Source organism: Pseudomonas sp. NPDC089752 (genome assembly GCF_044748725.1).
Lineage (GTDB): Bacteria > Pseudomonadota > Gammaproteobacteria > Pseudomonadales > Pseudomonadaceae > Aquipseudomonas.
The window spans coordinates 198318-213527 of record NZ_JBIVGP010000002.1 but is presented as its reverse complement, the minus strand read 5'-3'; the positions used below and the strand labels follow the sequence as shown (position 1 = coordinate 213527).

Genomic DNA, 15210 nt, shown 5'->3' with positions numbered 1-15210 from the left:
GTTATCGAACGTTCAGCGGTTTCAGCGTATTGAAGTCAGTCAGATCCTTTAATGCGTCTTCACGCATCTGCCGACCGATACGTTGAAACACGGCTGGCTTCGACTTCTTCAACCAGCAGGCGTAGACGAAGCCCAGGACGAACGTACTGACCACTGCGCACATCATGGTGTCGGCCAGCGCCTGGGAATCATCGATTAGAGTCGCGAAGTTCTGAGCCGCGAGGAGCACCATCCCGCCCAGTGTCAGTACCGAAAGCGCCGGGGCGATCAAGCTCTGCCACGCATTCACCGGGTGGTGTTTATTGCGGCGGAAATACACGATGGCCGACAGGCTGGTAATTGCCATGGCGATCAGGATGGAGAACGACGCGAGGCCACAGAACCACGAGTAGATTTTCGTCGCGCTCAGGCCGGCGAAGATCATGGCTGCCGTCAGGCCCAGGTAGATCAAGCTGCAGGTTAGCGAAGCACGAGCAGGGGAACGGTGTTTCGGATGCGCCTTGCCCAGTGCCCGAGGGAATACGCCGTCGATGGCCAGCGAGTAGACGTAGCGGGTCGTCGCGTTTTGAATTGACAGGTGGGACGCGAAGATACTTGTCAGCAAAAGCAGGGTTACGACTTTGTAGAAGAAATCACCCACAAAGACTTTGGCGACGTCAAAGAAGGCGGTCGCAGTGTTTGCCGTAGAGAGCGCGACGGCTTGCGAATTACCAAGGCCAGTGATGAGCGCCCAGGACGTCATCGCATAGAACACGCCGATGAAAACCACCACCAGGTAAGTGGCGCGTGGAATGGTCTTGTCAGGGTTCTTCGTTTCCTCTCTATAGATCGCTGTCGCTTCAAAACCGCAGAAAAGTGCACCACCAAAGATGAGCGCTAGTCCGACGTTCCCGCTGTTAAAAGCAGCCCAGGTGAAGGGTTCAAGAGAGATGCCTTCAGCCCCACCTTGCACCATTACCGCGCCATCAAAAATCAGAGCCAGCACCACTTCAACGATCAGTACAACGCCCAGAACCTTAGCGGAAACTGCGATGTGGAAATACGCCAAGGTGCCCACGGTCGCCCAGAAGATCAGCGAGTAGAAGTACCACTCGATTTTCGGGCCTCCCCAGCCCACAACCAGATCCTGAAATGCGAGTCCTGCAAATCCGTAGAAGCCCACCCCGATGCAGAAGTAGGAGCCGAGCACCATGAATGCGGAACCCAGACCTGCACTTCGACCCAAGCCTGAAGTGATGTAGGCGTAGAAAGCCCCTGGGTTAGGGACGTATCGCGACAAAGCGCTGTAACCGACCGCAAAAATCAAGAACGCGACCATCACGGCCAGGAATGCACTTGGCGCACCTAGCCCATTCCCGAATCCCACAACGAAGGTGATGTAGCCGGCAGTCCCTGCCAGTGGGCCCGCGTAGGCGAGCGTAGTCAAGGCGATGTCCAAGGTGCCCAACTGACCTGTTAATCCTGGTGAAGCGTGATTTTTATTGGGCAGAGATTGACCGCCCTTTTGTTCGCTCATTTTCGGACACTCCCGTGCTGCAACTACCTAGTCGTTGTTATAGCCCCGATATGCCTTGTGCATGGCTGGGCCCCAATTGACCATCTCACCAGACCATAAAACTGTCAACTCGGTGGACAGTAAAACTGTCTCACGGGTACGCAAAAGGTGTCAAAAGGTCGTTTTTAGGAATGTCTGGGTCGTGACTGATGGGGAATTGAGGATGAAAAGGTTGGCACGCAGGTGGTAAGGGCCACGGTGGCTATGGCAGGCAAGCTAGCTTCTTGCAGAAGTCGGCTAGCTTTCGTACCATTTGGTCTAATAATTAGATTTATGGGTATGCGTCGACAGCTTAGCTAGCGCGTGCCGCTTGTCCAACGAGAACAGCGCCATTGGATGGTGCCCATTGGTTTTTCGACGCCCTAATGCCTAGCCCCCTATCTCACCAGGCTGACCCTGCAGCCCAGTATTCTGAGGAGATGTCCAGCCTGCAGAGTGTCTACGAGGCCGCGACGACCCTCTTCCTCGCCAATACATTTCAGTCGGTGAGCCTGCGAAAGATCGCTGAATCGGCTGGAGTCCCCCAGGGATCGCTGCACAAGCTGGTAGGAAGCAAAGACGATCTGCTCTACCAGCTCCTGGTTAGGTTCGAACACGGCCTGCTGGAGGAGATCAAGCAGCAGCTTCCCAGGTCGACCGATTGCCTGACGGCAATGCGCTGATTCACTGAGATCTACATCAAGTACGGAGCTACACGCCGTACAGACCTCTTGCTGGCTCGACGAGACATGCATCTGCTCTCCCAGGCACACCAACATTCGATCCGAGGGATCCGAGACAAGCTTGTCACGCGAGTATGGGAGATCACTGCAGTGGGACAAGCTAAGAAGGTGTTCCGCCTGCCTGACCTGAGGTTTTCTGCGAAGGTGATCCTCGCAACGCTGGAGGGTACCTTGGCGAACCGCACTCTGACCACTGCCCAACTCATCGAGTCGATCCCGCTTTTGCAGCTGATGGTGATTCAATTTGCTGCTGCCGGGCGGAAGCAATAGGCCGGTCATGTCGTGCGGCTATTGGGAAGCATCCAGGCCAGTTTCGAATTGACTGGTCTAAGCGAGGGAGCAGGGATCTTCTGGAAGCCGTTGCCTTCGGATACCCACACCAAGCGCTTCTAAGCCATCCTGATGGCATCCCTGGTTGACCTTGATCTTCCCGTGTCGAGGCGCAGTACAAGAAGGGCACTCACACAATCATTCAAGGCGCCTAGGCAGCAGGTAGGGCGCGGACTCATCACCACCCCGCATAATGACCCAAGAGGTGTGCCCAGATAGCTAACGCTTGACCGCTTCTGCGAAGAATATCAAGCGCCTTCGCAGCAGGGATTTGGGTGGGACAACCTCCCTTTAGGAAAAACATGTCTGCTCCTGGGCTATACAGATGGATCAAGGTCAGCACCATAATCTGTTGGACGGGCTCCATAGATTCGTAGGCCTTGCGCATCGCTTTCAACGAGGCTGACAGTGGTGCTGATTGCTGGAAGTCATAACCCAGTGGCCGCATCGTGAAATGACGATCAGACCTTGATCTGGGGTTACCTGGACAAGGGCGCCCATGAAGTGGCTGACCAAGGAAACTTCGATGTAGGAGTGTCGAGCAGGTGGTTGAACTGTTGGAGGTCATCAACGCACTGCGTATGCGTTGGCAATGATTGTCGCGGGGCTAATCAGGCTTCTTTAACTACGAGCCTTTTGAGGCACCTGAGTGGGGCAGTTGGCACTCATGCAGAGGAGATGCTCTTCAGTAACTGAGCTAGACTATAATACCTACAGAGCTGCCTTTGATTTGTAGTCTAGAGAGAGCGTCAGATGTCATCCATCCCACCGCAACTAATTTCTACTGGAAATTTCCAGCTTCCCCAAAGCCAAGGGGAAGCTAAAGTGATCGTAGCGACAAGCGCTGTTAAAGCCTTGCACCCTTCCTTATCAGAAGCTGAGAGACATCAAGTTCTCGATACTATGTACCGAAATGTGACCTACCTTGACGCTTTCGGTACAGGTAATCTCATCGTGCATCCAGTCACTGGCATCCTAATGTTCCGGACTAAGAGGTCTGAACAAGCTTGGAAAGGGTTTGTTTTCGAAGCAGCGTTGGCTCGCTGGTGTCGGGAGCAACCAGAGAAAATTGGGAAGCAAGCATTTGGTTGGTGCACCGGTCGTAATCCTAACCAAATATCTGACGCGTTTTATCAGAAGTTTACTGTATTTGTTAGAGGTGATAAATCTCTTTTGGATAAGCGCGAAACGGCAATTCTTTACAATACCGGTTGCCCTTTTGATGTTCAGTTTTATAGCATCAATCCACAGCATGAGCTTCCTGAAATTGCTACCGTTAAAGATACCAAGATTGAAGCCGGAATTCAGGTTAAGGCTATCACTTGTAATGAGATGGCCCAGATTATTCAGCCTATCCTTAATGGTGAGTATACCCATGTTTTAACACTGCTTAATCATCCAAGTGGACAGCATAGCTACAGTGTGTGTCAGACGATTCTTAGTAATCTGTTAGGTTCTGGTAAGATAACGCTTGAAGAGTACGCATATGTGTCTCAGCGTATTACGTATCCGGGAAGGCTTGGTATCGATCAACAAATGATCGAAGAATATAGCGCTTACCTGAGCGGGTGCTATCACGCAGGCGCTGCATGGACTGCAGATGTGTATGACGCTCTCAGCATGGAAGTGGTCAAAGATGTTTATATGAGTCAGGGAGGTGTGCTCATCCCTAAAGCATTGCCTATTCAAATTCCGGGGCAGGGAGTCTAGTAAACGGTAGTGGATTCGATGAAGATCATGTTTCGACGAGGTGCTAATTTGGAATGCTTTTGAACTCGGAAGGTCTAGGTCGGGTTGGCTTGATGTAGAAGTTGCGGTTATTAGCCGTACCCTTCTCTATGTCACCAGGAATGTACTGAGTTTGAGGGCGTCTTCCGTTGGGTGAAGTGACATGTGATATCGAGCTGAAGGATTTTTTAAACTGTGCTGGGATGGTGATTTTTAGAAATCATGTCTTATCTTTGATTGTTGTAGGTATTTAGTTTGTTTGTATATGTCGTGAGGTTGTTTTTCGGGTTGTATATTGTTCAAGAGGTTTTGGGTGGGCATTGAGTGGTTAAAGTGGTGTCAATGGTTTGTAGGGGTGTGCTAAAAGCGGCCCTTTGGGTCGCTTTTAGCTAGTGTGTTTTTAACCATTTCGCTTCGAGGTAGGTGGGTTTATCTAGGAGCCAGTCACGTCGGATCTCGAAGGAAAATTAAGTACGTTTTCGGAGTTTCGCAGCAGGTGCTCTGCTTCATCCAGCTGATGTAAGAGCATAAGTTCGCGAGCTAATGATTGATGGTAGAGATTCTTAGAGCGCTCTGCTTCCTCTTTCCAGCGGCGAGTAGCCTCATTGACCAGCTTTTTGGGGTTGCCTCGTTCCTTTTGCTCGGCGGCGCATCGCTTGATCTCTTTAATGAGTTCAGCATACACAGGTCTCTGCTTTTTTATGATTCCGGGACTTTTACCTGCTTCTAGGGCAACAGATTTTAAAGTGATTGCAGTTCCAGTTGGAACTCGGATTGGTCGGCCTTGTACTATGCGCATAAGCGCTTCGAAGAGCTGGAAGATGCCATCCGAGGTGTTTACACTAGTGATAACTTGCTTTGCATTGGCCATGGGTTTTCTCATGTATGGCTTAGGTAATTGCTTGGAGCGAGTGTCGATAGGAATGTCACTGAGTCTTATTGGGTTGCTCATCGTGCTGACTTCGCAACAAGACGCTCTCGCATTTTTACCAAGTCCTGTAAATTTTGAGAATCCATGCGGTATTCAATTGTTTCAGGGTTCAGGGCCTCTAGGTCATAGGTCATGACTTCGATCACATAGTCCAATTTGCTGAGTTTGATTACCGATTCGCTGCAGCCATCGCAAGTCGTAAAGTCTGCGTGGGCGCGCTTTTCGCATGGTAGAAGTGAAAGGCACAGACCAATCGGTGTGGTGGTGCATGCGATTAGGCCTTTCTTTTTACGAGCCAGAAGGTCTTCGATCCTATCCTCTAATACAATCTCATGTAAGTCTTTGCTGGCCTGGATCTTACGACCTTCTACACCATGAAGTTTTTCCTCAGAGTAAAGAATGTCTCGGATGTAGATGGCATTACTGGCTTCCAGTGCTGCCTCTTTGAAATCAGCGATCGTTTCTGGCGAGTACTCGCTCATTTTTAGAAGGCCGGCAGAGCAACCTTTTTGATAGTGTTCAGAGGTTCTGGCCGATAAATGTCCCAGTACTCGCTTTAGCGGGCCCAAACCCATGAGCCGCTCTTCAGCGCAGTAAACGGTCATCGTGCGGCGGAATTGATGGGTAGTGAAGCTCCAGGGCCTGCCGAGTTTGAATTTTTCCTCGGCACGCCAATCTCGGCTAGGGTCAATCAGTTCTAGGCTGAAAAGATCTTCCTCTTCAATTTGGATGGCGGGTAGGTACTGCTCATAACGCAGAGAGGTACATTTATTAAAAAGTGGGACGACTTTTTGTCGAGTAATAGGAATGTGCGTCGGAGTAATGAATAAGTTTCTGACCGTCTTGTGTTCGTCAGGGAGGTAAGGGTGTACTATGTCAAAGATGTCGAGAAGGATTTTCAACGGAGCTTGAACTTCTTCGATGGTGATCCACTTGGTGTCTTGGGCCGTGCCAGTAGACTTAGTTGAGATTCCAATCACATATAAGCCTTCTTCGCACCACCCGCTCGCAGCCTCAAGACACTTGTGTTCAAGAAGTAAGGCTTCGCCGCTGCGCATGAAAGTTAAAATATGAATCAAGGCTTTGGCACAGTACTGGGCCAAGCCCAGAAAATAAGGCACAGAGGCCACATCTCGGGTCTTGTATTTCTGAAATAACTCATAAAGGCCATGGGCCCTTGCTGCTTCCTCGAAGTCTGGTTCAGTATTCGCGTTCGGACAAGCTTGGTCAGCCTTCTTGATAAGCTGCTGAGCATGATTACCTCTAGCGTACAAACGATTAGTTGCGCTGAGTCGAAGAAATTCACAAAGCTGGTTTTGGTGTCTTTTAAAGTCTTTAAGGACTTCGTGATAGTGAGCCCAGCGCTGATTTAGGATGCGAGGAGGGATAACGGGGTGCTGTTTTGTCCCGTGGTGCGAACGGCCTTTGTAAACTTTTTTCAGGGCGTTCATAAAGTTGCGTGGTACCGAGAACCAATGGCTTGGGCATTTTGTGATATTAAAAATTCGCAGGATTTGCCACAGCACACTTGCGCGGCCGTGGGTCATTCCTTCGAGCATTGGCTTATAAAGCTCCGGGCTCTGCACGAAGTCGCGTATTCGAACGTTTTTATCATCTGCATGTCTGCATAGAAATAGTAAAGAATGAAGCCCGGAAAACAAACTGCTTGCTCTTAATCTCTTGGTCGTTCCTTTGCTTGAGAACATGCGCATCAAGAATAATAGTTGAACAAGCTTTATGTTACTGGCGTTGGTCGGCTTGTCGGTTTTCAGTCCTGCAAATGAGTATGTTACATTGTCGGTAATTACAAGTTTTAGTTGCGGAAACTCCCAAATGAGATCTTGTAGTCTTGTTAAGGGTTGTTCAGAGCTGTCGACAGAAAGAATTAGGTCGTCTGGGAGATCGTCAAAAGACATTCCGTATCGTACTTGTGGTTTAAATGCCTTAGGTGTGCAGTTGTTGTCAGTCTTGTCAGGTGTAGAGCATAAAGGTTGCTCTTGTGTGGGCAGGTGCTTGAGAGAACTCATCGGATGACTCCTATCTTCATAAGGCGTGAAAGATATATCTCCCAATACTCGGTGAGTACCTGGTCTTGATACACCTTTCTCCGGATGGCTTGAGATTCATCGCTTAGCTCAGGTTTGAGAGCTATGATTCTTCTCAGTACTAAGTCAATAATATCAAGTGCGGGTTTGTGTATTAGGTTGAATTGATCCAGGTCATCACATGTCCCCAAGAATTTTTTGGTGATGTATTCGAGGCTGTATAGTTTATGGATGCTCTCTTCGTCGGCGGTTGTACGGTACTCATCGCAGAACAGGCAGCCTCGACTATTTTTGCAATCTGGTTGATATCCTAAGGGAATTGGAATTGAACTTGTCGGATTTGCTCCGCTACAAGCACCAGATGGGATTGAAGCGTGTTTTTCGGAGTTTAGAAAGCTAACAACTTTTCTGACAGCAATGACCACGCTATCGACCGCTTCTTTCTCTTCAACGTTGGTGTAGTTGTCACGCTGTGTCTTATCTGAGTGATGCAATAGGGCAGCCGCAGTGTCGTGGCCGTAATTCTTGACAACCCATGAGTCCTTGTATGCCCGGAGCCTTTTATAGCTTAGGATAGGAAATGCAGGATCAACCATACTTTGCATTTGAATGCAAAGGTTTCTAATGCAGTTTTCGTCAAGCTGGCGAAAGCCGCTGAAAGTCCTGTAATCAAAGCCTAGGAACAGGTTGTTGTGATGTTGGTTGTCAAGAATATGGTTGCGCAGTGCAATGAATTTTTTAAACTGTTTGATGAATGGTGCTGTCACCGTAAAGTTTACAGGCTGTAATCCGCCTCTGAGTTTGAAGCTAATGATGCGCGTTCCATTTGCCCCCTTCGAAATATCATAGTGGTCATCCCATGGGGTGGATATGAGTACAGATTCATTTTCGCCACTGTTGATAGCAAAAAGGGCCACAAAGCTATCATGTGCGAGCTTGTGTAATCGCCGTCTTTTTTGACAGTAAAGTTGAGTGTTGCCTTCTTCAAGATTGCTCAGGGACTTCTTTACAAATTCACGGTAGAGTTTCAGCTCAGTAGATGGCAGTTCGGCGAGCACAGTAGTCCAGGGTTTACATCTGCCAATCGTATAGTCAACGTAAGGGCTCATTGGGCCTCTACAGGCTTTTGTTTTTGCTTGGCTTTCTGACATGATTGCAAAAGCCTCCGACGATACAATGGCTGGTTCACCATCGATTGTTATGGCTTGAGGAAAGTTTTTCCTATTTAAAATAAAATCAGCCAGCTCATTGAATACGCTGTCAAAAACACTTACGAATCGACTTACAGGGGCCTCCGGTGGCGGCTTTGTACTAGAGGACTTGTCTACCACAGATTGGATTCGTTCAATGCCGGCGCTGAAGTCAATTTTTGAAAACGGGAAAAGATATGAGCCACATTCGATCGTGACTGACTGCAACTTGGCCTGAGTAACTGCCTTGCGGTTACTTTCTTTTAGGTGAAGAGTAAATTTCTCCAAGGCGTCCTGATAACTTTCAGGGCAATTTAGAAAGTCTACAAGATCGTTGCTGTTGCAAAAGTCGAGGATTACAGCGAAGTCTGCAAGTTTTGAACCTGCCCCTGCTGCTGTTTTGTCAGAACAAGCCATTGTGATGACTTCACTTACCAGGTTTTGAATGGGGGTGGAACGTTCAGGTCTATGCTGTGTAATATCAACAGTTTTTGGTAGTCGCACGCTCTTTTTGCCTGCAAAGCACCAAGCACCTACGTCGTGGTATTTCCTTTGCGCGGAGCGGACTATAATATTTTCTATTGTTTTGGATTTTAATATGTTTTGTAAATGAACTGATGTGCGCAGGCCGTTGTGAAGCCCCTGCTGGGTGTCAATGTGCAAATCTATTGTCGTGATGCTATCTTGGTTGCGCATCTTTATACTTTACCAATGCTCATGCGAAGTATGTGCTCTTGATAATTTTTGTCAGCCTGGTACAAGATTTCTTTATCTTGCTGGAAGTTAAGGTATTCCTGGGTGGTCTCTGACTTACTGTGATTCATCCTTTTTCGGACGTAATCAACAAGTTGAAGGAGGTTGATTTGGCCATGGTTCAGCATGTTACGTCTTTCCTCTACTAAATTCATACCGAATGTTGCGCGGAGGTCATGGAAACTGAAAATGCAATCGCAACCGCGCTGCTGCATAAGTGGCCTTAACTGGTCAGTGATGAAGTGCCTGATATAGGAACCTTTTTCATTGCTTTCTAGTCGATGGCGATCGCTTTTTCCTACGTAATAAGGTTTTCCAGAATTGGAGAGAAAAATATACTGCGCGCCGGTATCTTGCTCTAAGGCTAGGCCAGCTCTGTCTTCGTATCGCTTTGAGTGAAGATAAGTGCTGAGCTTGTAGTGAAGCCAAGAGGGCATTAGCGACGCCTGAGATTTGTCGCGTTTTGCGTCAACTAGCGTTCCTCTGCCTGCGCGTACAGGTATGAGGTCGAAGCTGTCGCGTTCTCCAGTTGCGATGGATGACGTTTTAAGTGTTAATATGGTTTGTATGCGCATTCCAGTAACTAATGCTATTGTAAAAATCAAGAGCATTTCGGGGTGGCCCGTCTCGACAAGAGCTTCAAGCAAGGCTTGCTGCTCATCTTTGCTGAGTGGTATTAGCTTTCCACCATCCATGATGTACTGACCCATTGAGTTGCAGCGAATAGCGGGGAACGTCAAGTCTGTATGCGTGACGTACTTTGTTCGCTCATATCCAAATGAGTCTTCATATTGAATGGCGGTGCGCCTGGTTTTCCAAGGTGCTTGCTCAGGTGTGAAGTTTCGAATTTCCATTAAGTCTTTGTAGAAACTTACCACCGTCCTAATTTTTGCATTGGCGGTTGAAACGGATATCTGAGCTTTTTTAATGGGTAAATTAAATTTTTCTTTGTAGATGTAAGTTGGCCTTTCAAAGCGGTGGCCGCTAAAATCGAGAAAGTGTCGCTCCTCCCCAGCCAAAGTGTTCATGAAATCCGCCAGATGACCGGCCATGCCAAGCAGTGTTTCTGGGTCTTTGGAGTCATCATCCAGTGCTAAGCGAAGCAGGAATAAGGATCCTTCCTTCCATATCGAACCATCTGGGCACAGGATCACCGCGTGCGAGGCCAAGACTTGAACAGGGTGATCAAGGCAGGTTACAGGGTATGCGGTGCCTTCTTGGATCTCGGACTGAATCCAGCCCCTTGCCTCGGACTCTTCGCAGCGTTTGAAGAGATCTACGTTATATAGTTTGAGTGCTTTATACCTAGGTGCATGCAGATCATCTGCGCTCGCTTTCTTAGGGGCGATAGAGGGCTTCAAAACCATATATGTTTTCCAGGTTTAGGGTGAGTGTGTCAGCAGTTGGTCTAAACGAACTGTTAAACGATAGATATGGTTTGTATGGATAGATGCTGAGGTTTGTTTATAAGGCTCTTTGTCCAAGCGCGGTAACGGTTCGCATCCTATTCAATTCCGAATAAGATGTCGTGTCAGTCCGACGAGTGGTAGTTGCCTTTTTGCATATATTGATACTGTGATTTTTTTGTTGAGGTTGTTTCTGCTGTTTGCTTTGCTTTTGTTTTGATTCGGTTTAATGGATTATTGTTTTAAGATGGTGGATTAAATTTGCGAATTAGCCTTGTATTGATCTGTTGTCTCAGGGCCGAGCAATGGTGCTCGCTGAGTGCTCAATGGCGTGGTTATACCGTCTGCACCGTTGCGCAAATGCCATAGTCTATGGGGGGAAGACAGCCCATTAGAGGCTGATGAAGAAGGGAGGGAGTCGCATGCTCTGTGGGGTTGACGGGGCTCAGTGGGTTTCTGCAAGCCTCGTAGTCAAAGGGGAGTCTGCAATTCGTTCCACCGCTGAATAGTCTCAGCTTCCAATTCAAGGACTTTGGTTGGCTGTGACCCTATGAGTAGCCGTTCGCCACGAGAGGGCGTTGGTGGAATTCGATCGCGTACTGCGACCAGTGCTCTCCCTACCGATCATCTAAGTAAGGCTCTCTGGAGCATCGCTATGGAGGCTCTTTGCTGCTCCCCGCAACGACCGCAAAACCTCACTCGCCTGGATTTTTGAGTGGTTTAAGGCATACCCCTCATGTGATTCAGCGAGCTAGTGAAAGCTATGACGCCCCGGTTTCATCGTCGCGTCCCAGGCGGTAATCGTTTTCTCTTTTGGAGCAGCCCCTGCGTGATGGTGATCTAGGATTTCCGCACCATTGATGTAGGAGGGAGTGATTGAGGGCTGGCCACCAAGGCTGTAGTCAGGTCGGAGACATAACCAGCTTGGGATTGATTGAAGATGCCTGAGAGCAAGGCGGGAGTAGGTGAGTCATGAGAGGGGGAGCTGTCCATTTATGACCTTCATTCACACGATGCGTGTTTTGGGGAAAGGTCACACGTAGTTCTGCACTTTCACCGTGTGCAAGGTGATGTCCACCACATCGCCGTCAGCACCAACCTGGGGCATCTCAATCCAGTCACCGACATGCAGCATGTCGTTGCTGGTGAGCTGCACGCTGGCGACGAACGACAGCAGGGTGTCCTTGTACACCAACAGCAGCACCGCCGACATCGCACCCAGGCCTGAAAGCAGCAACAGCGGCGAGCGGTCGATCAGCGTGGCGACGATGACGATCGAGGCGAAGATCCACAGCATCATCTTGGCCAGCTGCACGTAGCCCTTGATCGAGCGGGTACGGGCATGCTCGGTGCGCGCATAGATGTCCAGCAGGCCATCGAGCAGGCACGACAGCGCCAGGGTCATGAACAGCAGGGTAAAGGCCAGGGCGACATTGCCGAGGAAGTGCTGGGCGGTGTCGGAAAGCTCTGGCACCAGCTTCAGGCCGAACTGGATGACCAGCGACGGCGTGGTCTGTGCGAGGCGGTGGAACACCTTGTTATGCCGCAGGTCGTCGAGCCACTTGAGCGCTTGCTGCCGCGCCAGCAGACGCGTGGCGTGCAGGACCAGAAAGCGCGCCAGGCGGCCGATGACCAGGGAAATAAGCAGCAGCACGGCAAGGCCGATGGCGGCGTGGAGCATGGGGTGTTGGTCGAGTGTGCCCCACAGGTCGAGGCTGTCACGCCAGATTTTTTGCATATCCATGAGCGTCAGAACGGTCTTTGCTTGCGAAACGAAGTGCCATTAGAGCGCGGATGGCGACAAAGTTGCCAAAAGAAATTCGGCTCCGGCGGCAGAAAACGTTACCCTATGCAACTGAATTTCCCCGCACTTGCCTGAGGTTACCTCCGTGTTCTCCCAATTCGCCCTGCATGAACGCCTGCTTAAAGCCGTGGCCGAGCTTAAATTCGTCGAGCCAACCCCGGTGCAGGCCGCGGCCATCCCCCTGGCCCTGCAAGGGCGTGACCTGCGCGTGACCGCGCAGACCGGCAGCGGCAAGACCGCCGCGTTCGTCCTACCGTTGCTTAACCGCCTGGTCGACCTGAAAGGCCCGCGTGCCGAGATCCGCTCGCTGATCCTGCTGCCGACCCGTGAGCTGGCCCAGCAGACCCTCAAGCAAGTGCAACTGTTCTCCCAGTTCACCTACATCAAGTCGGGCCTGGTCACCGGCGGTGAAGACTTCAAGGAACAGGCCGCGATGCTGCGCAAGGTGCCGGACGTGCTGATCGGCACCCCAGGCCGTCTGCTCGAGCAGCTCAATGCCGGCAACCTCGACCTGTCCCACGTCCAGGTGATGATCCTCGACGAAGCCGACCGCATGCTCGACATGGGCTTTGCCGAAGACATGGAGCGCCTGTGCAAGGAGTGCGAAAACCGCGAGCAGACCCTGCTGTTCTCCGCCACCACGGGCGGCGCGGCGCTGCGCGACATCATCGGCAAGGTGCTGAAAGACCCTGAGCACCTGATGCTCAACAGCGTCTCGCAACTGGCCGAAGGTACCCGCCAGCAGATCATCACCGCTGACCACGATCAGCATAAAGAGGCGATCGTGCAGTGGCTGCTGGCCAACGAGACCTTCGACAAGGCAATCATCTTCACCAACACCCGTGCACTGGCCGACCGCATCTACGGCCACTTGGTGGCCAAAGACGTCAAGGCCTTCGTGCTGCACGGCGAAAAGGACCAGAAAGACCGCAAGCTGGCCATCGAACGCTTCAAGCAGGGCGGCTCCAAGGTGCTGGTAGCCACCGACGTCGCGGCCCGTGGCCTGGACATCGACGGCCTGGACCTGGTGATCAACTTCGACATGCCACGCAGCGGTGACGAATACGTGCACCGTATTGGCCGCACCGGCCGTGCTGGCGGCGAAGGCCTGGCGATTTCGCTGATCACCCATAATGACTGGAACCTGATGTCCAGCATCGAACGGTACCTCAAGCAGCAGTTCGAGCGCCGGGTGATCAAGGAAGTCAAAGGCACCTACAGCGGACCGAAGAAGGTCAAAGCGTCGGGCAAGGCTGTTGGCACCAAGAAGAAGAAGGGTGACAAGAAGACCGGTGACAAGAAGGTCGCGGCTAAGCGCAAGCCGACCGCCAAACCACGGCCGAATGCGCCGCTGGCCAGTGGCGATGGGTTGGCGCCGTTGAAGAAGCGTAAGCCTGCGGCTGAGTAATTAGTCTGGGCTGGCCCTTTCGCGGGCAAGCCCGCTCCCACAGGTTCTCCACAGTGTTCAAGAACAGTGGTAATCCTGTGGGAGCGGGCTTGCCCGCGAAGAGGCCGGTATTGACATCCATTAATCTGCCTTCTTCTCCGCCACCTTCAGCTCCTTGATCCGCTTGTCGATCAGCTGACACTTATCAGGCAAGTCTTTGCTAGCCGTCCCCAGCTCCATCCCCTGGAGCTCATCATTGATCTCCTTGGCCTTCTGCGGGTTCTGCTCGGTCAGCTGGCTCACCAGCCCGGCCAGCTCTTCACGTTTCTGGGTCGCTTCTTCCGGCGTACAAGCCCAGGCGGGCAGGGCGCAGGACAGGGCGGTCGCACAGGCGATGCGCAGCAGCGGTTTCATCCTTTATACCTCCGGCGTTGATGATGCCCGGTGGAGGCCTGTGCTTGACGGTTAGTTCAATGGCCAGGACTGGCGGCTATACCCCTGGGTATATTTACCGAGCTCATCCTCAGCTCTAGTTTGGTCACACAAGCACAACAACTGAGGAAGACACCCATGGATCGATTGAAAGGCAAGGTGGCGCTGATTACCGGCGGAGCAGGGGGATGTGGCCTGGCCGCGTCAGAGCTGTTCGCCGCCGAGGGCGCCAAGGTAGCAATCCTCGACTTGCCCACCAGCCAGGGCGAAGCGGTAGCGGCGCGTATCAATGCCGAAGGGGGACAGGCGCTGTTCGTCGCCGCCGACGTGTCGCAGGCCGACCAGGTGCACCGCGCCGTCACTCAAGCCCAGGCGCACTTCGGCCCGATCACGGTGCTCATGAACCACGCCGGTATCATCGCCGCCGGCCCCTTCCTCGAAACCAGCGAGGCCGACTGGGACCGCTTGATGAGCGTCAACGTGAAAAGCATGTTCCTGGTGACCAAGGCGGTGCTCCCGGGCATGCTCGCCGCCGGTGGCGGCAGCGTGATCTGCACCTCGTCGATTTCGGCTGTGGTCGGCACGCCGATGGAGGTGCTGTATTGCACCACCAAGGGCGCCTGCCACATGTTCGCCCGTGCCCTGGCCGTGGAATACCGCGACCAGAACATCCGCAGCAACGCCATTTGCCCAGGCTTCATCGGTACCGCCCACGGCCGGCGAGAACTCGACCTGTTGCGCGGTTACGGCGTGGATGCCTCGGACGAGGCGATCAAGACCATGCAGGGCCGGCTCTGCGACCCCGCCGAAGTGGCTTCTGCCGCGCTGTTCCTCGCCAGTGACGAATCAAGCTTCGTCAGCGGCTCGCACCTGTTCGTCGACAACGCCTACACCGCTATGTAAGGCCCTACAACAAGAACAGCAGCA

Annotated in this window: 11 protein-coding genes and 1 pseudogene; 5 read left to right on the top strand and 7 right to left on the bottom strand. The window is 51.7% G+C overall.

Annotated features, from left to right (window positions below):
- Position 1: 1 nt before the first annotated feature.
- A complete protein-coding gene (locus tag ACIPZF_RS03790; protein WP_400795356.1) occupies positions 2-1516 on the bottom strand; it encodes an APC family permease in 1515 nt (504 codons plus the stop codon).
- Between the two features lie 458 nt (positions 1517-1974).
- On the opposite strand from ACIPZF_RS03790, the gene ACIPZF_RS03785 reads away from it, so the two are divergent.
- The 3 genes from ACIPZF_RS03785 (at position 1975) to ACIPZF_RS03775 (ending at position 4317) form a co-directional block, all read left to right on the top strand.
- On the top strand, positions 1975-2217 hold the full coding sequence (locus tag ACIPZF_RS03785) for a TetR/AcrR family transcriptional regulator (protein WP_400795353.1): 243 nt from the start codon (positions 1975-1977) through the stop codon (positions 2215-2217).
- Positions 2218-2226: 9 nt separating this feature from the next.
- Entirely contained in the window at positions 2227-2547 is a 321-nt protein-coding gene (locus tag ACIPZF_RS03780; protein ID WP_400796089.1) for a hypothetical protein, read from the top strand.
- An 813-nt stretch (positions 2548-3360) separates the two neighbouring features.
- Positions 3361-4317, top strand: coding sequence for a hypothetical protein (locus ACIPZF_RS03775; protein WP_400795350.1), 957 nt, complete (start codon positions 3361-3363; stop codon positions 4315-4317).
- 451 nt (positions 4318-4768) lie between these two features.
- On the opposite strand, the gene ACIPZF_RS03770 is transcribed toward ACIPZF_RS03775, so the two are convergent.
- From ACIPZF_RS03770 to ACIPZF_RS03750, 5 genes and pseudogenes are all read right to left on the bottom strand, one after another.
- Entirely contained in the window at positions 4769-5206 is a 438-nt protein-coding gene (locus ACIPZF_RS03770; RefSeq protein WP_400795348.1) for a hypothetical protein, read from the bottom strand.
- 77 nt (positions 5207-5283) lie between these two features.
- Positions 5284-7293: a hypothetical protein gene (locus tag ACIPZF_RS03765; protein WP_400795346.1), complete on the bottom strand. Its 2010-nt coding sequence runs from the start codon at positions 7291-7293 to the stop codon at positions 5284-5286.
- Positions 7290-9197 carry a hypothetical protein gene (locus ACIPZF_RS03760; RefSeq protein ID WP_400795344.1) on the bottom strand — a complete coding sequence of 636 codons (1908 nt, stop codon included), beginning with the start codon at positions 9195-9197 and terminating at the stop codon, positions 7290-7292. The genes ACIPZF_RS03765 and ACIPZF_RS03760 overlap by 4 nt, the downstream gene beginning before the upstream one ends.
- A 2-nt stretch (positions 9198-9199) precedes the next feature.
- On the bottom strand, positions 9200-10621 hold the full coding sequence (locus tag ACIPZF_RS03755) for a tyrosine-type recombinase/integrase (RefSeq protein ID WP_400795341.1): 1422 nt from the start codon (positions 10619-10621) through the stop codon (positions 9200-9202).
- A gap of 1078 nt (positions 10622-11699) precedes the next feature.
- Positions 11700-12404, bottom strand: a pseudogene (locus ACIPZF_RS03750) (mechanosensitive ion channel domain-containing protein); the annotation flags it as partial.
- 145 nt (positions 12405-12549) lie between these two features.
- Here ACIPZF_RS03750 and ACIPZF_RS03745 point away from each other — a divergent pair.
- Positions 12550-13872 carry a DEAD/DEAH box helicase gene (locus tag ACIPZF_RS03745; protein ID WP_400795340.1) on the top strand — a complete coding sequence of 441 codons (1323 nt, stop codon included), beginning with the start codon at positions 12550-12552 and terminating at the stop codon, positions 13870-13872.
- Positions 13873-13992: 120 nt separating this feature from the next.
- On the opposite strand, the gene ACIPZF_RS03740 is transcribed toward ACIPZF_RS03745, so the two are convergent.
- Entirely contained in the window at positions 13993-14265 is a 273-nt protein-coding gene (locus ACIPZF_RS03740; RefSeq protein WP_400795338.1) for a hypothetical protein, read from the bottom strand.
- Between the two features lie 156 nt (positions 14266-14421).
- Here ACIPZF_RS03740 and ACIPZF_RS03735 point away from each other — a divergent pair, with 156 nt between their 5' ends.
- Positions 14422-15186 carry an SDR family NAD(P)-dependent oxidoreductase gene (locus tag ACIPZF_RS03735; RefSeq protein WP_400795336.1) on the top strand — a complete coding sequence of 255 codons (765 nt, stop codon included), beginning with the start codon at positions 14422-14424 and terminating at the stop codon, positions 15184-15186.
- The last annotated feature ends 24 nt before the right edge of the window (positions 15187-15210 follow it).